The sequence below is a fragment of the Candidatus Accumulibacter meliphilus genome, from assembly GCF_036625345.1.
Classification (GTDB): Bacteria; Pseudomonadota; Gammaproteobacteria; order Burkholderiales; family Rhodocyclaceae; genus Accumulibacter; species Accumulibacter meliphilus.
In genome coordinates this window covers 47097-64203 of record NZ_JAZKTZ010000007.1, presented here as the reverse complement: position 1 = coordinate 64203, position 17107 = coordinate 47097, and the positions used below count along the sequence as shown (strand labels likewise).

Genomic DNA, 17107 nt, shown 5'->3' with positions numbered 1-17107 from the left:
TGTTGTTGCAGTGGTATCGCCATTTCAATAAGAGGAGACACGAATGAACTTATGCAAGCTCGTACTTACTGCTTCGCTCGGCGCCATCGCTCTGTCGTCGCTGGCGACCGCGCCGGCGGCGGCGCAGCAGGCCAAGGAACAGTACTTTCCGGTCCTGGTGTACCGCACCGGCGCCTACGCTCCAAACGGCGCTCCCTGGGCCAATGGTTATGTTGATTACCTGAAGCTGGTCAACGCGCAGGGCGGTATCAACGGCGTCAAGCTCATTTTCGAGGAGTGTGAGACGGGTTACGCCACCGACCGCGGTGTCGAGTGCTACGAGCGTCTGAAAGGCAAGCACGGCGGTGCGACGAACTTCCAGCCCCTGTCGACCGGCGTTACCTTTGCGCTGACCGAAAAGGCACCGAAAGACAAGATTCCGTTGATCACCGCCGGTTACGGCCGTAGCGAATCGACAAACGGCGCGGTCTTTCCCTGGAACTTCCCCTTGCTTGGTACCTACTGGGTTGGCGCTGACGTTGCGATTCAGTACATCGCCAAGCAGGAAGGCGGCGCCGACAAGCTGAAAGGCAAGAAAATCGCTCTGGTGTATCACGACAGTCCGTACGGCAAGGAACCGATTCCGGTCCTCGAGGAATTGGGCAAGAAGCATGGTTTCCAGGTGCAACTGCTGCCCGTGGCGCACCCCGGCGTCGAGCAGAAAGCAACCTGGCTGCAGATCCGGCAGAGCAAGCCCGACTACGTTCTGCTCTGGGGCTGGGGGGTGATGAATTCGACCGCTCTACGTGAGGCGCAGGCGACCGGCTATCCGCGTAACAAGATGCTGGGCATCTGGTGGGCGGGCGCCGAACCCGATGTCAAAGACGTTGGTGAGGGGGCTAAAGGCTATAGCGCGCTGACTTTGCAGCATGGCGCCGAGCACAATTCCAGGATCGCCAAGGACGTTCTTGCTGCCTTGCACGCCAAGGGTGAGGGGACCGGACCAAAAGAGGAGGTCGGCGACGTGCTCTACATGCGTGGCCTGATTTCGGCGATGCTCGCCGTCGAAGGGGTTCGCAAGGCCCAGGAGCGCTACGGCAAGGGCAAGGTGATGAGCGGCGAGCAGGTGCGTTGGGGTCTCGAGCATCTCGATCTCGACCAGAAAACGCTCGATGCAATGGGTTTCGCCGGCGTGATGCGTCCGGTGAAGACTTCCTGCCTGGACCACATGGGATCGTCGTGGGTACGCATTCAGACCTGGAACGGCAAGAAGTGGGAGTTCGTTTCCCCCGACTGGTATCAGGCCGACGACAAGACTTTGCGCCCGATGGTCATGCTCGCCTCCGGCAAGTACGCGGAAGAGAAGAACCTGACGCCGCGCACGCCTGAGGAGTGCAACAAGTAGGTGCCGTGGACTCGTCACCGCGAGTCCTTTGTCAGCCCTCCCGCTTGCGGGAGGGCGGCCCGCTGAGCGAAGAGACGCCATGAGCACTGCCAACATCCTTCTCCGAGTCAATAGTATCGAGGTCATCTACAACCACGTGATCCTGGTTCTCAAGGGCGTTTCCTTCAGCGTTCCCGAAGGCGGTGTCGTGGCGCTGCTTGGCGGCAACGGCGCCGGCAAGACGACGACCCTGCGCGCGGTCAGCAATCTGTTGCACGGCGAGCGCGGCGAAGTCACCAAAGGAAGCATCGAGTTGCGCGACGAGCGCATCGAGGCGCTGACGCCGGCCGACCTCGTTAAACGCGGTGTCATTCAGGTGATGGAGGGGCGGCACTGCTTTGGCCACCTGAGCATCGAGGAAAACCTGCTCACTGGTGCCTACACGCGCCGCGATGGCAAGGCGGCTATCAACGAGACGCTGGAAAAAGTCTATTCGTATTTTCCACGCCTGAAGACGCGCCGCAGCAGCCAGGCGGCCTACACTTCGGGTGGCGAGCAACAGATGTGCGCCGTCGGCCGGGCGCTGATGGCCAAGCCAAGCATGGTGCTGCTCGACGAGCCGTCGATGGGTCTGGCGCCGCAAATCGTCGATGAGGTGTTCGGCATCGTCAAGGATCTGAATCAGAAGGAAGGCGTGACCTTCCTGCTCGCGGAACAGAACACCAATATGGCGCTGCGTTACGCAGACTTTGGCTACATCCTTGAAAATGGCCGCGTGGTGATGGAAGGTGCAGCCAAGGAGCTCGCTGCCAACGAAGACGTCAAGGAGTTCTACCTCGGCCTGTCGTCGGCCGGGCGCAAGAGCTTCAAAGACGTCAAGCACTATCGTCGTCGCAAGCGCTGGCTTTCCTGAACCGCCCGTGGGCTGCCGCGTCGCGCTGTCTGCTTCGACGGCGGCATGGCGGGCTGTCTTCACTGTTTGGCGCGAACTTTCTTATCGTGTGAGTGACAAGCCATGGATTACTACGATTCTCTGGAAACGCGTTCGCCGGCCGAGCGCGAAGCCTGGCTGATGGGACGCCTGTCGCAGCAGCTTGAGCATGCCAAGAGGAATTCAGCGTACTGGCGTCAGCTGTTTGCTGGCCTTGCCGCCGACACCATCGATTCGCGCGCTGCACTGGCAACGCTGCCGGTGACGCGCAAGAGCGAGCTCGGCGAAGTGCAACGCGCGGCACTGCCTTTCGGTGGCCTGACGGCGACGCCAATGACCGGCTTGTCGCGGGTTTTTGCTTCGCCGGGTCCGATCTATGATCCCGAGGGCCGTGGCCAGGACTGGTGGCGTTTCGCGCGCGTCCTCTTTGCCACCGGGTTCCGGGCCGGCGATCTGGTGCACAACACTTTTTCCTACCATTTCACACCGGCCGGCTTCATGCTCGAAGGCGCGGCACAGAAACTCGGTTGTCCGGTTTTTCCTGCCGGCGTCGGCCAGACCGATATGCAGGTGCAGGCGATTGCCGACCTCAAGCCGGTGGCGTATGTCGGCACGCCTTCTTTTCTGCGCATCATTCTCGACAAAGCCGACGAAGTAGGCGCCGATGTCCGCTCATTACGCAAGGCGGTCGTTTCGGGCGAAGCTCTGCCGCCGACGCTGCGCAAGCTGCTCAACGATCGTGGCGTGATTGTTCGCCAGGCCTATGCGTCTGCCGACCTGGGCCTGATTGCCTATGAGACGCCGAGTGAGGAGGGCCTGGTCGTCGAGGAAGAGGTGCTGCTCGAAATCGTTCGTCCCGGTACCGGCAATCCGGTGGCCGAAGGGGAGGTCGGCGAAGTGGTGGTGACCAGTTTCAATCCGGATTACCCGCTGATTCGCTTTGCTACCGGCGATCTTTCGGCTTTTCTGCCGGGGATCAGCCCCTGTGGCAGGACCAATGTGCGCATCAGGGGCTGGCTGGGGCGCGCGGATCAGACGACCAAGGTCAAGGGGATGTTCGTACACCCTTCGCAGGTCGCGGCGCTTGTTGCGCGGCATGGCGAAATTGGCCGCGCGCGGCTGGTGGTCGACAATGCCGGCGGTCAGGATCGAATGACCCTGTACTGCGAGGTCGCGCAGCCCTCGGACGCACTGCAGGCGGCGCTGGTGGCCAGCATTCGCGAGCTCACCAAGCTGCGTGCTGAGGTGGCTTTCCGGGCTGCGGGTGCCTTGGCCAACGACGGCAAGGTGATCGAAGACCTGCGCAGCTACGAATGAGGCGCGTACTGGCCATCATTGGCGGTTCATTGCTGGCTGCGGCGCTGCTCGCTGACGACGCTGCGCCGGCGGCAAGCGCTTCCGCTCCTGCCTCCGCGTCGCAGCTCGGCGACTGCGTGATCTTCAGTGAAGGTGGCGCCGGCCGGCTGCTGAAGGCGCCGACCTATTGGCTGAAAGGCTCGATCGCCGCGCTTTCCCGCCAGCGGCGGCAGCTTGATCGCTGTCCACACATCGGCAAACCCGCTGCCGCCTATACAGCAGCCGACCACGCGCGCCTGGCGGCCGCGATGCCTTGCGTGGAGCCGGCTCCGGTGAGCGTTGTGGACACGCTGCCCCGGGAGGTCGAGGTGACGCGCGTGCAGGTGCTGGTCTCCGAATGGGAAACGCCGTGGTCGCATCAGCACGGCACGCCAGGATGGCTGTTCCGCGGTCAGTTCCTGGAGCAGACCCTGCAGAAGGGGGCGCTGATCGACATGGATGCGGCCTGGCTTGAGCGCTGCGAGGGCGAGTGATGAGTGCGATGAGTGGTGCACCCCTGCGCGGAGTGCGTGTTCTTGATCTGACCCGTCTGCTTCCCGGCCCAGTGGCGAGCTTGCATCTGGCCGACCTGGGCGCCGATGTGATCAAGATCGAAGATCACGGGGCTGGCGATTACGCGCGCTTGCTCGGCGAGGGCCCGGCTGGGGTCAGTGCTTTCTATCGCAGCGTCAACCGCAACAAGCGCGGTCTATGCCTCGACCTCAAACAGGAACAGGGGCGGGCCGTCTTGCTGCGTCTGGCGACTACTGCCGACGTGCTGGTCGAGAGTTTCCGGCCCGGGGTCAGCGACCGGCTCGGCATCGGCTATCCGGCGCTGCGCTCGATCAATCCCAAGCTGGTCTATTGCGCGATCACCGGCTATGGCCAGAGTGGACCGCTGGCGATGACCGCTGGACACGATCTCAACTACATTGGCCTGGCGGGCGTCCTCGATCAGATTGGTGTCGATGGGGGGCCGCCAGCGATCCCGAATCTGCAGATGGGCGACTTGTTGGGCGGCGCGATGAGCGCCGTGATGGGTATTCTCGCGGCCTTGTTCGATGCTCAGCGCAGTGGCCAGGGTCGCCTGGTCGACGTGGCAATGAGCGACGCGGTTCTGGCACACAACCTTTTTCCGTTGTTCGCCATGCAGAGTGCTGGCGGCCTGCTCGAGCGCGGACGCGATCTGCTAACCGGAGGTGACCCTGGCTACGGGGTATACGCCACAGCGGATGGTCGCTACATGGCTGTCGCGCCGCTCGAGAAGAAGTTCTGGGACGTCTTCTGTGCGGCACTGGAACGCCCCGACTGGAAGCCCCTGCATGCGGCGCGCGGCGCGATCGCGCTTGCCTTACGCGGGGAAATCGAGACCCTCTTTGCCAGTCGCACACAGGCCGACTGGAGCAACTTCTTTGCCGACATCGATTGCTGCGTGACGCCGGTACTCGCTGTGGCGGAGGCTCTCGAACATGCGCATTTTGTCGCGCGTCAGATGGCGGTGCACGCTGACGGGGTTGTCCAGTACGCGCCGCCGGTGAAGCTCTCGGGCTGGGTTTTTGCGGTCGAGCGCGCTGCGCCCGCTGCCGGCGAGCACGGCGAGGAGATCCTGCGCGAGGCAGGGTTTGCGGAGAGCGAGATCACCGCCATGCGCGCGGCGTCGATCATCTGACGCCGCGGCCGCTGGCTTGTCCCTGTGCTTAGGGCTTCTTCGGTGCGTCGTCGCCTGAAGCCGCCTGTTGCGCGGCGGCCGCAGCCTGCTTCATCTGTTCCTGCATCTGCTGCATCATGGTCCACGGCCACATCGCCGCCTGCTTTAGGGCATCGGCGCCGCCTGCCGCGCCGAGCAGTCCCGGCTGCGCGTCATCGCTTCCGCCAGCGGCACCGGGCGTGAAATTGGCTCCCATCTGGCCCATTGCGCGCACAGCGTTGAGCGTCACACATTGCATTTCGAGGCCCTGAATAGTCATTTGCAGCATCGACAAATTCATTTTCAGCCAGCTCTCGACGGCTTTGAGATCCTTGACCTTCTTCTCGATTTCGTCAACGTCCAGCGTCGGGGTGACCATGCCCGGCAAGGAAAAGCCCATATTGCCAAACATTTTTTTTGCGAAGCTCATCGGATCGGTTAGAGAATCGTTACTGGACATTTTTTTGGCTCCGGTGGTGATGGAATCGGTCATGTTAGCAAAGTTTCACCGTCTCCGGGGGGGGGGGCGCCGATTGTTGGGCATTGCTGCTCGCTGGCCACCGTGGCGGCCGCGCTCGGTGCGCGCATGAAGCGCACATGAAGCGCGCATGAAGCGTCGTGCCGGCGCGCTCACAGGCGGTAGCAGAACAGTCGCGTCTGGCGCGCGTCGTCGACTTCGATGACCTGCTCGGCGGCGACATCGGGCACCGCGAAACTGTTACTGATGAACAGCGTTCCGGGGCGCATTTCCCGCTGCGCCTTTTCCCAGAGGGCGGCCATCGGGACCGGCGAGAGGAAGGCATAGACGACGTCGTAGGCGCTTAGTTCGGTGCGCCAGAGGTCACCCCAGCGCCATTCGCAGTTGCCTAGCCCGGCCATGCGCAGGCGTCCGCAGGCCCAGGCCGCTGGCGCATTCTCGACGCCGGTGAAGCGCGCATCGGGCCGCTGCCGGGCGAGCGGACCGAGCACGCTGCCGAGGCCGGCGCCAAGGTCGAGAAAGCGCATCCCGGGGAGCTCGCGGGTCAACGCGGCGAGGGTTGCTGCGGTGGCTGCGTTGGACAGGAAGAGCGGTATCTGGCCACCGACTGCGCCGCGATAGACGAGTAGCAGTACGAAGAACAGCAGCAGGTACCAGCCCGGGTCAATGCCGATCATCGAAGCCGACCACGCCAGTGGACCGAAGAGCGCGTGGATCAGTCGCCACCACCAGGCCTGACGCGTGAGACTGGCGAAGAGCAGGGCGGTGGCGCCAATGGCCAGGGCTGTTTGTGGCCACGGCAGCGGCTCGTTGCGCAGTCCGTAATATGGCCAGGCCAGCGACAGCACGACGAGTGTCGCGGCGAGTTGCAGGGCCAGTTGACGAAGTTGCGAGGCAAAGACGGGCGGCCCGGCGTCAGTGGATTCGGGTGCGGGTGAAGACAAGGTCTTGCTCCGGAGGATTGGGCGCTGCGTTGGAATGTCGGCAGGGGCTGCATGAGCGCATGGCCCGCGCTGCCGGCCTGCTCGCTAGCCTGCCACAGGCGCGAACGGTTCTCGTTGTGCGTCGCCCAGGCGAACTCCTGGCCGCCGAAACTGCCGGCAATCCCCAGCACGATCTGCGCTTGTTCGCTGACCGCCGTCGGCCGTGATGATTTGCCCGTCGGCCAGGATCACCGTCATGCCCGGCACATTGTCGCCCGGGTCAATCGGAACTAATAGCCCGCTGCTCGTCAGGGCTGCGTTCAGCTGCAGGCGCGTGACCCCGACTTCGACCGAACTACCGACGCCATAGGGGATGATGGGTATGCGAATCGACTCGCCCTGCGAGAAACGCGAGCCAAAGCGGTCTTTCAGGGTCGCCACGAGATGCTCAGCGAGGGGCGGGTGCTTGGGCAAAGGACTGTTCAGTGAGGGGCTCATCGCGCCAGGAGGATCCTTTTTTCGTGCTACGGACAGGGACGCAGGCGATTTTACGCCCTTGAGTGCGCGAAAGTGTCAAAAGAGCTGTACGCGGTCTTTCCTTCTCGTCTATAATCCTGCGCTGCTCGAAAAACAATTTGACAGTTATTTTCCCAGGTGCCACAATCCTGGGTTCTGAGCTGGAGGGATACCCAAGTGGCCAACGGGATCAGACTGTAAATCTGACGGCTCTGCCTTCGAAGGTTCGAATCCTTCTCCCTCCACCAAAAATACCGCTGTTGGTGGTCTTGTTTTAGCGTGCTTCGGGTAATGGTTTTGCGGGTGTAGCTCAATGGTAGAGCTGAAGCCTTCCAAGCTTATGACGAGGGTTCGATTCCCTTCACCCGCTCCACGCGCGCCACGTTATGGCCGCAGAACAGCATCAGGCATCGCGCACGCCGCCCATGTAGCTCAGCGGTAGAGCACTCCCTTGGTAAGGGAGAGGTCGACAGTTCAATTCTGTCCATGGGCACCACTGTTTGGTGTCGTAGATTCACTAATTTTTAACGTCTTGAGGTACCGGTAATGGCCAAGGGAAAATTTGAACGTACGAAGCCACACGTCAACGTGGGTACGATTGGGCACGTTGACCACGGCAAGACAACGCTGACGGCGGCGATCACGACCATTCTGTCGAAGAAGTATGGCGGTACCGCCAAAGCCTACGACCAGATCGACGCGGCGCCGGAAGAAAAGGCGCGCGGGATCACGATCAATACCGCGCACGTCGAGTACGAGACGGCAAAGCGCCACTACGCGCACGTCGATTGCCCGGGTCACGCTGACTATGTGAAAAACATGATTACCGGTGCCGCGCAGATGGACGGCGCGATTCTGGTGTGCTCTGCCGCTGACGGCCCGATGCCGCAGACGCGCGAGCACATTCTGTTGGCCCGCCAGGTGGGCGTACCGTACATCATTGTCTATCTGAACAAGTGCGACATGGTTGATGATGCCGAGCTGCTCGAGCTGGTGGATATGGAAGTGCGCGAGCTGCTTTCCAAATACGATTTCCCCGGCGACGACGTGCCGATCATCCAGGGTTCTGCGCTGAAGGCCCTCGAGGGTGACCTCGGCGAGCTCGGTGAGCTGTCGGTCTTGGCCTTGGCGGATGCGCTGGATAGCTACATTCCGACCCCCGAGCGCGCGATCGACAAGCCTTTCCTGTTGCCGATCGAAGACGTTTTCTCGATCTCCGGTCGCGGTACCGTGGTTACCGGTCGTGTCGAGCGCGGCATCGTCAAGGTGGGTGAGGAAGTGGAGATCGTGGGTATCAGGCCGACGGTGAAGACCATCTGCACCGGCGTCGAGATGTTCCGCAAGCTGCTTGACGAAGGTCGGGCGGGCGACAACGTCGGTGTTCTGCTGCGTGGTGTCAAGCGTGAAGACGTGGAGCGCGGTCAGGTGCTGGCCAAGCCCGGTTCGATCAAGCCGCACACCCACTTCTCGGGTGAGGTGTATGTCTTGTCGAAAGAAGAGGGTGGTCGTCACACGCCGTTCTTCAATAACTATCGCCCGCAGTTCTACTTCCGCACGACGGATGTGACCGGTGCCATCTCGATGCCTGAAGGCGTAGAAATGGTGATGCCTGGTGACAACATCCAGATGACGGTCAAGCTGATTGCGCCGATCGCCATGGAAGAAGGTCTGCGCTTCGCTATTCGCGAAGGTGGCCGTACCGTCGGTGCCGGCGTGGTTGCAAAAATCATCGAGTAGGTTCAATAAAGACGGGGGTCGCTGAATTGTCGGCGCCCCTAGTCTCTGCCGCAGGGGCATAGCTCAACTGGCAGAGCGTCGGTCTCCAAAACCGAAGGTTGGGGGTTCGATTCCCTCTGCCCCTGCCAACAAGTAATCAAAGAAGTAAGCAAAGCGGACCACATGGCCGATAAGTTAAAGTTTGCGTTGGCGGTATTGCTCCTCGTCGCCGGCATCGCTGGCTTCTACCTGCTCGCCGAGCAGGCGATGATCCTGCGTGTTCTTGCTGTCTTGGCCGGAGCGGCGCTGGCCGTCGCCGTTGCCTGGCAGACCGAGCCGGGGCGTCAGTTTTTCGGCTTTGCCAGGGATGCCACCACCGAAGCGAAAAAGGTGGTCTGGCCGTCGCGCAAGGAAACCGTCCAGACCACCGGTCTGGTGTTCGCATTTGTAGTGGTGATGGCGGTCTTTCTCTGGTTGACCGACAAGGGCCTGGAGTGGGTTCTCTACGATCTGGTTCTTGGCTGGAGACAATCATGAGCATGCGTTGGTACGTCGTGCACGCCTATTCGGGCTTCGAGAAGAGTGTGCAGCGCGCGCTGCTCGAGCGCATTCAACGGCAGGAAATGGAGTATGCCTTCGGCCAGATTCTGGTGCCGGTCGAGGAGGTTGTTGAACTCAAGATGGGTCAGAAGAGCATTTCCGAGCGAAAGTTTTTCCCCGGCTATGTGCTGGTCGAAATGGAAATGAATGACGACTCCTGGCACCTCGTCAAGAGTACGCCAAAGGTCACCGGTTTTGTCGGAGGCACGGCCAACAAGCCGACGCCGATCTCCCAGAAGGAGGTCGACAAGATCATGCAGCAAATCCAGGAGGGCGTTGAGAAGCCGCGTCCGAAAGTTCTTTTCGAGCCGGGCGAGATTGTCCGCGTCAAGGACGGTCCTTTTACCGATTTTCATGGGGCGGTCGAGCAGGTGAACTACGAGAAAAATCGTCTGCGTGTGTCGGTGACCATCTTCGGTCGCCCGACGCCGGTCGAGTTGGAGTTCGCCCAAGTCGAGAAAGCCTGATCCCGAAAGTGGGTCGCGGTGCGTGGCAGTCGTGGCGCACCGCAGTAGTGCGGCTCCCGGGCCGCGTTTGTCGTTTGGGGAGCGCTGTCACGAGCGCGTTTGAACCCGTCTAAAGGAGATTCCTAGCGTGGCAAAAAAAATCACTGGCTACATCAAATTGCAGGTACCTGCGGGCAAGGCCAATCCGTCGCCCCCGATCGGACCGGCGCTCGGCCAGCGTGGCCTGAACATCATGGAGTTCTGCAAGGCTTTCAACGCCCAGACGCAGGGCATGGAGCCGGGTCTGCCGATTCCAGTGGTGATCACCGCTTTCGCCGACAAGAGCTTCACCTTCATCATGAAGACGCCGCCGGCGACCGTTTTGATCAAGAAGGCCATTGGCCTCCAGAAGGGTAGCCCAAAGCCGCTGACCAACAAGGTCGGCACGCTGACCCGTGCCCAGTGCGAAGCTATTGCGACGCAGAAAATGCCCGACCTGACGGCGGCTGACATGGATGCAGCAGTTCGTACGATCGCCGGCAGTGCCCGCGCGATGGGCGTCACCGTGGAGGGGTTTTGAGATGGCGAAACTAAGCAAGCGTCAAAAAGCTGTGGCGGGCAAGGTCGATCGCACAAGCAGTCTGGCGGTCGGTGAAGCGCTGAAACTGGCCAAGGAATTTGCTACAGCCAAGTTCGACGAGTCGATTGATGTCGCCGTCTGTCTGGGTGTCGATCCTCGCAAGTCGGATCAGATCGTTCGCGGTTCGGTCGTTCTACCGGCCGGTACGGGTAAAGCGATCCGTGTTGCCGTTTTCGCGCAGGGTGAGAAGGCTGCGGCGGCCCTCGAGGCGGGCGCCGACATCGTCGGTTTCGAAGATTTGGCCGCCGAGATCAAGTCCGGGGTGATGAACTTTGATCGCGTGATTGCCACGCCGGATGCGATGCGCGTTGTCGGTCAACTGGGTCAGATTCTCGGGCCGCGTGGGCTGATGCCAAACCCGAAAGTCGGGACGGTGACCATGGATGTGGCGGCCGCGGTCAGGAATGCCAAAGCCGGGCAGGTTCAGTATCGCACCGACAAATCCGGCATCATCCACAGCACCATCGGGCGTGCATCGTTTGACGTGGACCGCTTGCGGCTCAACCTGAAGGCGCTGGTCGATGCGCTGATCAAGGCCAAGCCGGCAAGCTCCAGGGGCCAGTATCTGCTGCGCATTGCCGTCTCCAGCACCATGGGGCCCGGGGTTCGCGTCGATGCGTCCACCCTGTAGGTGTAAGGGGATAGCAACAAGCGTAGCGCCGCAGCAAGCCACGTCGTGACCTGCTGCGGCAAAGAACTTTGTTGGGCCGTTTGCGGTGCCTTTCCGGTGCCGTTGATGGATCGTCAAAGACCGCAGGTGCCGAAGGTTTTTGCCAGAGGTTTAAGTGTGCAAGCAGCCTGCAGAGATGGTGTGCCCAGAAAAGGATTTCGCAGCGAACGGCTCCGGCCGTCGCTGCAAGCCCTGATCCAAGGTCGCCGTGGGTGCGGCGCATCCTGATGGATGTGCCGTCTGTTGACTTGATAGGAGGAAGGGCCTGTGGGTCTTAATCTTGATGAAAAGAAAGCTGTCGTGGCCGAAGTGTCGGCCAAGGTGGCTGGCGCACAGACGATAGTCGTGGCCGAGTACACCGGCTTGCAGGTGGCTCATCTGACGCGTTTGCGGGCACAGGCACGCGCTGCCGGTGTTTATCTGCGCGTACTGAAGAACACTCTGGTGCGTCGGGCAGTGCAGGGTAGTCCATTCGACGAGTTGTCCGGGCAGCTGATGGGACCGCTGATTTACAGCATCTCGGAGGATCCGGTCGCCGCGGCCAAAGTGCTGTACGACTTCGCAAAGACCAATGACAAGCTGGTCGTGAAAGCTGGCAGCTACGCCGGTGAGCTTCTCGACGTCGCTGGCGTGCAAAGACTCGCCGCGATTCCGAGTCGCGAGGAATTGCTGGCCCAGTTGTTGGGCATGATGCAGGCGCCGGTGACCGGCTTTGCCTGCGCACTCGCCGCCTTGGCCAAACAACGTGAAGAGCCGGAGGCCGAGGCGGTCGCCTGACCGCAGACCGCAGGCAGCACTGGCAGCTTTTACAAATATTCAGATTTTGGAGTTTATTGATTATGGCGATTAGCAAAGAAGACATCCTGGAAGCCGTTGGCGCAATGACGGTAATGGACCTGAACGACCTGGTGAAGGCGTTTGAAGAGAAGTTTGGCGTCTCGGCCGCCTCCATGGCCGTCGCTGCACCTGGCGCAGCTGCGGCGGTGGTTGAGGAGCAGACCGAGTTTACGGTCATGCTCATGGCTAGCGGCGAGAAAAAGGTCGAGACCATCAAGGTCGTCCGCGCGGCAACCGGTCTCGGCCTCAAGGAAGCCAAGGACCTCGTTGATGGCGCACCGAAGGCGGTCAAGGAAGGCATTTCCAAAGCCGACGCCGCCGCTCTTGTGAAGCTTCTTGAGGATGCGGGAGCCAAGGTCGAGGTCAAGTAATTCCGACCGAGCGCTTGGGCTGGCAGCCTTTCGGCTGTCAGCCCTTTTGTGCTTTTCCGGAAACGGCTTTGCGTCGTCGACGCACTGCTGTGCAGCGTGCAAACGCAATCATGAGTGGCGCAAGCAGGTCGAATACGCGAGTAATCGTCGCTGTGCCAATCATATTGCTTTTGTCCGTTGCGGACTGGCGGGTCTTGCGACTTTCGCCGGTGCGCACTAGAGGTTTTGCCGTCTGAGTTCGGAGCGACCATGAACTACTCCTACACCGAGAAAAAGCGTATCCGCAAGAGCTTCGCCAAGCGCGCCAGCGTGCTTGAAGTGCCGTACTTGCTGGCTACCCAGTTGGAGTCTTTTTCTGCTTTCCTGCAGAAGACGACGCCCGTAGCACAACGCAAGAACCAGGGTTTGCAGGCTGCGTTTTCGTCAATATTTCCGATTGTCAGCCATAGCGGAAATGCGCGTCTGGAGTTCGTCAGCTTTGCGCTTTCGGAGCCGGCGTTCGACGTCAAGGAGTGCCACCAGCGTGGCCTGACTTTTGCCTCGGCCCTGCGCGCGAAAGTTCGCCTGGTCATTCTCGACCGCGAGACTCCCGACACGATCAAGGAAGTCAAGGAGCAGGAAGTCTACATGGGTGAAATTCCCTTGATGACCTCTACCGGCTCCTTTGTCATCAACGGCACCGAGCGCGTGATCGTCTCGCAGCTGCACCGTTCGCCGGGAGTTTTCTTCGAGCACGACCGGGGCAAGACACACAGTTCGGGGAAACTGCTCTTTTCGGCGCGGGTCATTCCTTATCGCGGCTCATGGCTCGATTTCGAGTTCGACCCGAAGGACCTCCTCTTCTTCCGCGTCGACCGGCGGCGCAAGATGCCGGTTACCACCTTGCTGAAGGCCATCGGACTGTCGCCGCAGATGATTTTGCGCGAGTTTTTTGACTTCGACACGTTCATTCTCGGCAAGAGCGTCATCGAATTCGCGCTGGTTCCCGAGCGCTTGCGCGGTGAAGTCGCACGCTTCGACTTCAACGATCCCTCCGGGACGCTGATCATCGCCAAAGACAAGCGCATCACTGCCAAGCACATCCGCGAACTCGATGCTGCCGGAATCAAGCAGGTTGCCGTTCCGGATGACTTCCTGATCGGACGCGTCGTCGCCGAGGATGTCATCGATCAGGGTAGCGGCGAGATCCTGGCCACTGCCAACGACGAGATCACCGAGTCCCTGCTGGCGAAACTCGTCGAGTCCGGTGTCGAGTCGCTGCATACCCTGTATATCAACGACCTCGACCGCGGCGGTTTCATTTCGCAGACGCTGCGCGTCGACGATACGCAATCCAGGCAGGCCGCTCGTGTGGCCATCTATCGCATGATGCGTCCCGGCGAGCCACCAACGGAAGAAGCGGTTGAAATCCTTTTCAACGGCTTGTTCTACTCGGACGACCGTTACGACCTGTCAGCCGTCGGACGCATGAAGTTCAACCGTCGTGTGGCCCGCAAAGATGTCGTCGAATACAAGGTCATGCTCAAGCATGTACCTGCCAAGCGCGAGGGCCTGGTCACTCTGCTCAAGGAGGCCTTGGGTGAAACGGCGCCAGGCATCGCGCTTCTTGGCGAGTTGAACCATGGGCCGCGAGCGGTCGCCGAAAACATGACCGAAGCCGACGCGCGGGCCTTGTTCGAGCAGCTGAAAGCCGCTGGTGCCAGTGGCGAAGCGCGCGAGCAGTTGACTCTGTCGCCACGGGACATCGTTGAGGTCATCAAGCTGCTGGTCGAGTTGCGCAATGGTCGCGGCGAAGTCGATGACATCGACCATCTCGGCAATCGCCGTGTTCGCTCGGTCGGTGAGTTGGCCGAGAACCAATTCCGGGCTGGCCTGGTACGTGTCGAGCGCGCGGTCAAGGAACGTTTGTCGCAGGCGGAATCGGACAATCTGATGCCGCACGATCTGATCAACGCCAAGCCGATCAGTGCTGCGGTGCGTGAGTTTTTCGGTTCCAGCCAGCTTTCGCAATTCATGGATCAGACCAATCCGCTTTCCGAGATCACCCACAAGCGCCGTGTTTCGGCCCTGGGCCCGGGCGGTCTGACACGCGAGCGTGCCGGCTTCGAAGTGCGCGACGTGCATCCCACGCATTACGGTCGCGTCTGTCCGATCGAAACGCCGGAAGGCCCGAACATCGGCCTGATCAATTCGCTGGCACTGTATGCGCGGACCAACGAGTACGGCTTTCTCGAAACGCCCTACCGTACGGTGGTCGACGGCCAGGTGACCGATCAGATCGAGTACCTCTCGGCGATCGAAGAAGGTGCGTATGTCATCGCTCAGGCCAACTCCGAGCTTGGTGAGGCAGGCGTGCTCAGCGACGATCTGGTGACCTGTCGCGAGAAAGGTGAAACCATTCTTGCCGAACCGGCGCGCGTGCAGTACATGGACGTCGCACCAAGCCAGATCGTTTCGGTCGCCGCTTCGCTGATTCCCTTCCTCGAGCACGACGACGCCAACCGCGCCTTGATGGGCGCCAACATGCAGCGCCAGGCGGTGCCTTGTCTGCGTCCGGAAAAGCCGTTGGTCGGTACCGGCATCGAGCGCACGGTCGCTGTGGACTCGGGTACTGCCGTGCAGGCGCTGCGCGGCGGGGTGGTCGATTATGTCGATGCCTCGCGGGTTGTGGTGCGCGTCAACGACAACGAGACCGGGCCGGGCGAAGTGGGTGTCGATATCTACAACCTGGTGAAATACATCCGTTCCAACCAGAACACCAACATCAACCAACGGCCGCTGGTGCGCGTCGGTGACGTGATCGCCAGGGGCGACGTGGTCGCCGATGGGGCGTCGACGGACAAGGGTGAGCTGGCGCTCGGTCAGAACATGCTGGTCGCCTTCATGCCGTGGAACGGCTACAACTTCGAGGACTCCATCCTGATCTCGGAGCGGGTCGTTGCCGAGGATCGCTTTACTTCGATCCATATCGAGGAACTGACGGTCGTGGCGCGGGACACCAAGCTGGGCCCCGAGGAAATTACCCGCGACATCGCGTCGCTCGGCGAGTCGCAACTGGCGCGCCTCGACGAATCCGGGATCGTCTACATCGGCGCCGAGGTCGAAGCCGGCGACGTTCTGGTCGGTAAAGTGACGCCGAAAGGCGAGACGCAGCTGACCCCGGAAGAGAAGTTGTTGCGGGCGATCTTTGGTGAAAAAGCGTCCGACGTCAAAGACACCTCGCTGCGTGTCCAGTCGGGAATCGCCGGCACGGTTATCGACGTGCAGGTGTTTACTCGCGAGGGTATCGAACGCGACAAGCGTGCGCAGTCGATCATCGACGATCATCTGCGCAGCTACAAGCTGGACCTCGCCGATCAGCTGCGCATCGTTGAGCGCGATGCCTTTGCCCGGGTCGCGCGGATGATCATTGGCAAGCCGGCCAATGGTGGGCCGAAACGCTTGGCAAAAGGGGCGGCGGTCACCCAGGAGTACCTCGACGGGATCGAGCCGCATCACTGGTTCGACATCCGCATGGCCGACGAAGAAATCGCGCATCAACTGGAATCGCTCCGCGATGGCCTTGAGCAGACGCGCAAGGGTTTCGACGTCGCTTTCGAAGAGAAGCGCAAGAAGCTCACCCAGGGCGACGAGTTGCCGCCCGGCGTGCAGAAAATGGTCAAGGTCTACGTCGCCGTCAAGCGTCGCCTGCAGGCGGGCGACAAGATGGCAGGCCGGCACGGCAACAAGGGCGTTGTTTCACGCATCGTTCCGGTCGAAGACATGCCGTATATGGCGGATGGCCACCCGGTCGATATCGTGCTCAACCCGCTCGGCGTCCCGTCGCGCATGAACGTTGGACAGATTCTCGAGGTCCACCTGGGTCTGGCTGCCAAAGGCCTGGGTTTCAGAATTGGCGAAATGCTTCGCCGCCAGGCGACGGCAACCGAGGTGCGTGGCTTCCTCGATCAGATCTACAACAGTACCGGCAAGTCCGAGGATCTTGATCAACTGAGCGACGGTGAGATTGTCGAAATGGCCGGCAACCTGGAAAAGGGCGTGCCTTTCGCGACGCCGGTTTTCGACGGCGCCAAGGAATCCGAGATCAAGGGCATGCTGGCGCTCGCCGGAATGCCGGAATCGGGGCAGATGACCTTGTATGACGGCCGCACGGGTGAGCGTTTCGAGCGGCAGGTGACGGTTGGCTACATGCACGTCTTGAAGCTCCACCACCTGGTCGACGACAAGATGCACGCGCGTTCGACCGGTCCGTACTCGCTGGTTACCCAGCAGCCGCTGGGGGGTAAAGCCCAGTTTGGTGGCCAGCGTTTCGGCGAGATGGAAGTGTGGGCGCTCGAAGCCTATGGTGCTTCGTACGTGCTGCAGGAAATGCTGACCGTCAAGTCCGACGATGTGAATGGCCGGACCAAGGTGTACGAGAACATCGTCAAGGGTGATCACAAGATCGAGGCCGGTATGCCCGAATCTTTCAACGTACTGGTCAAGGAAATCCGTTCGCTGGCGATTGACATCGATCTCGAACGTTTCTGATTGTTTGCCGAGGGGCGAGCGTTGCGGTCGGTCTGCCGGTCGTCCGCTCGCGGCCCCTGACACC

At 61.2% G+C, this 17107-nt stretch carries 16 protein-coding genes and 4 tRNA genes; 17 read left to right on the top strand and 3 right to left on the bottom strand.

The window, feature by feature from the left end:
• Nucleotides 1-43: 43 nt before the first annotated feature.
• From V5B40_RS15205 to V5B40_RS15185, 5 genes are all read left to right on the top strand, one after another.
• Nucleotides 44-1384: an ABC transporter substrate-binding protein gene (locus V5B40_RS15205; protein ID WP_332355282.1), complete on the top strand. Its 1341-nt coding sequence runs from the start codon at nucleotides 44-46 to the stop codon at nucleotides 1382-1384.
• 79 nt (nucleotides 1385-1463) lie between these two features.
• A complete protein-coding gene (locus V5B40_RS15200) occupies nucleotides 1464-2276 on the top strand; it encodes an ABC transporter ATP-binding protein (protein ID WP_332355281.1) in 813 nt (270 codons plus the stop codon).
• Nucleotides 2277-2378: 102 nt separating this feature from the next.
• Nucleotides 2379-3611, top strand: a complete 1233-nt coding sequence (locus V5B40_RS15195; RefSeq protein ID WP_332355280.1) for a phenylacetate--CoA ligase family protein — start codon at nucleotides 2379-2381, stop codon at nucleotides 3609-3611.
• Between the two features lie 29 nt (nucleotides 3612-3640).
• Complete coding sequence (locus V5B40_RS15190; protein ID WP_332355279.1) at nucleotides 3641-4123, top strand: hypothetical protein; 483 nt, start codon at nucleotides 3641-3643, stop codon at nucleotides 4121-4123.
• 8 nt (nucleotides 4124-4131) lie between these two features.
• Nucleotides 4132-5298 (top strand): CaiB/BaiF CoA transferase family protein, encoded by a 1167-nt coding sequence (locus tag V5B40_RS15185; protein ID WP_332355278.1) that lies wholly within the window; start codon nucleotides 4132-4134, stop codon nucleotides 5296-5298.
• Between the two features lie 28 nt (nucleotides 5299-5326).
• On the opposite strand, the gene V5B40_RS15180 is transcribed toward V5B40_RS15185, so the two are convergent.
• The 3 genes from V5B40_RS15180 to V5B40_RS15170 all read right to left on the bottom strand — a co-directional run bounded on the left by V5B40_RS15180 (nucleotide 5327) and on the right by V5B40_RS15170 (nucleotide 7215).
• Complete coding sequence (locus V5B40_RS15180; protein WP_332355277.1) at nucleotides 5327-5776, bottom strand: PhaM family polyhydroxyalkanoate granule multifunctional regulatory protein; 450 nt, start codon at nucleotides 5774-5776, stop codon at nucleotides 5327-5329.
• A 170-nt stretch (nucleotides 5777-5946) separates the two neighbouring features.
• The gene (locus V5B40_RS15175; protein WP_332355276.1) at nucleotides 5947-6738 is read right to left on the bottom strand and encodes a class I SAM-dependent methyltransferase; all 792 of its coding nucleotides are present in this window, start codon (nucleotides 6736-6738) and stop codon (nucleotides 5947-5949) included.
• Nucleotides 6739-6822: 84 nt separating this feature from the next.
• Nucleotides 6823-7215, bottom strand: coding sequence for a hypothetical protein (locus V5B40_RS15170; RefSeq protein ID WP_332355275.1), 393 nt, complete (start codon nucleotides 7213-7215; stop codon nucleotides 6823-6825).
• Nucleotides 7216-7396: 181 nt separating this feature from the next.
• On the opposite strand from V5B40_RS15170, the gene V5B40_RS15165 reads away from it, so the two are divergent.
• The 12 genes from V5B40_RS15165 (at nucleotide 7397) to rpoB (ending at nucleotide 17043) form a co-directional block, all read left to right on the top strand.
• A tRNA-Tyr gene (locus tag V5B40_RS15165) sits at nucleotides 7397-7481 on the top strand.
• Between the two features lie 51 nt (nucleotides 7482-7532).
• Nucleotides 7533-7606 (top strand) — tRNA-Gly (locus V5B40_RS15160).
• Nucleotides 7607-7654: 48 nt separating this feature from the next.
• Nucleotides 7655-7729, top strand: a tRNA-Thr gene (locus tag V5B40_RS15155).
• Between the two features lie 50 nt (nucleotides 7730-7779).
• Nucleotides 7780-8970 carry an elongation factor Tu gene (tuf, locus tag V5B40_RS15150; protein WP_169066514.1) on the top strand — a complete coding sequence of 397 codons (1191 nt, stop codon included), beginning with the start codon at nucleotides 7780-7782 and terminating at the stop codon, nucleotides 8968-8970.
• 52 nt (nucleotides 8971-9022) lie between these two features.
• Nucleotides 9023-9098, top strand: a tRNA-Trp gene (locus tag V5B40_RS15145).
• A 34-nt stretch (nucleotides 9099-9132) separates the two neighbouring features.
• The gene (gene secE, locus V5B40_RS15140) at nucleotides 9133-9486 is read left to right on the top strand and encodes a preprotein translocase subunit SecE (RefSeq protein ID WP_332355274.1); all 354 of its coding nucleotides are present in this window, start codon (nucleotides 9133-9135) and stop codon (nucleotides 9484-9486) included.
• Nucleotides 9483-10016, top strand: a complete 534-nt coding sequence (gene nusG, locus V5B40_RS15135) for a transcription termination/antitermination protein NusG (protein WP_291996225.1) — start codon at nucleotides 9483-9485, stop codon at nucleotides 10014-10016. Before secE ends, nusG begins: the two co-directional genes overlap by 4 nt.
• A 127-nt stretch (nucleotides 10017-10143) precedes the next feature.
• A complete protein-coding gene (gene rplK, locus V5B40_RS15130; RefSeq protein WP_046531769.1) occupies nucleotides 10144-10575 on the top strand; it encodes a 50S ribosomal protein L11 in 432 nt (143 codons plus the stop codon).
• 1 nt (nucleotide 10576) lies between these two features.
• A complete protein-coding gene (gene rplA, locus V5B40_RS15125; RefSeq protein ID WP_332355273.1) occupies nucleotides 10577-11266 on the top strand; it encodes a 50S ribosomal protein L1 in 690 nt (229 codons plus the stop codon).
• 306 nt (nucleotides 11267-11572) lie between these two features.
• A complete protein-coding gene (gene rplJ / locus V5B40_RS15120; protein ID WP_332355272.1) occupies nucleotides 11573-12082 on the top strand; it encodes a 50S ribosomal protein L10 in 510 nt (169 codons plus the stop codon).
• Nucleotides 12083-12144: 62 nt separating this feature from the next.
• The gene (gene rplL / locus V5B40_RS15115; RefSeq protein WP_169067184.1) at nucleotides 12145-12513 is read left to right on the top strand and encodes a 50S ribosomal protein L7/L12; all 369 of its coding nucleotides are present in this window, start codon (nucleotides 12145-12147) and stop codon (nucleotides 12511-12513) included.
• Between the two features lie 249 nt (nucleotides 12514-12762).
• Nucleotides 12763-17043 (top strand): DNA-directed RNA polymerase subunit beta, encoded by a 4281-nt coding sequence (gene rpoB / locus V5B40_RS15110; protein ID WP_332355270.1) that lies wholly within the window; start codon nucleotides 12763-12765, stop codon nucleotides 17041-17043.
• Nucleotides 17044-17107: the final 64 nt, after the last annotated feature.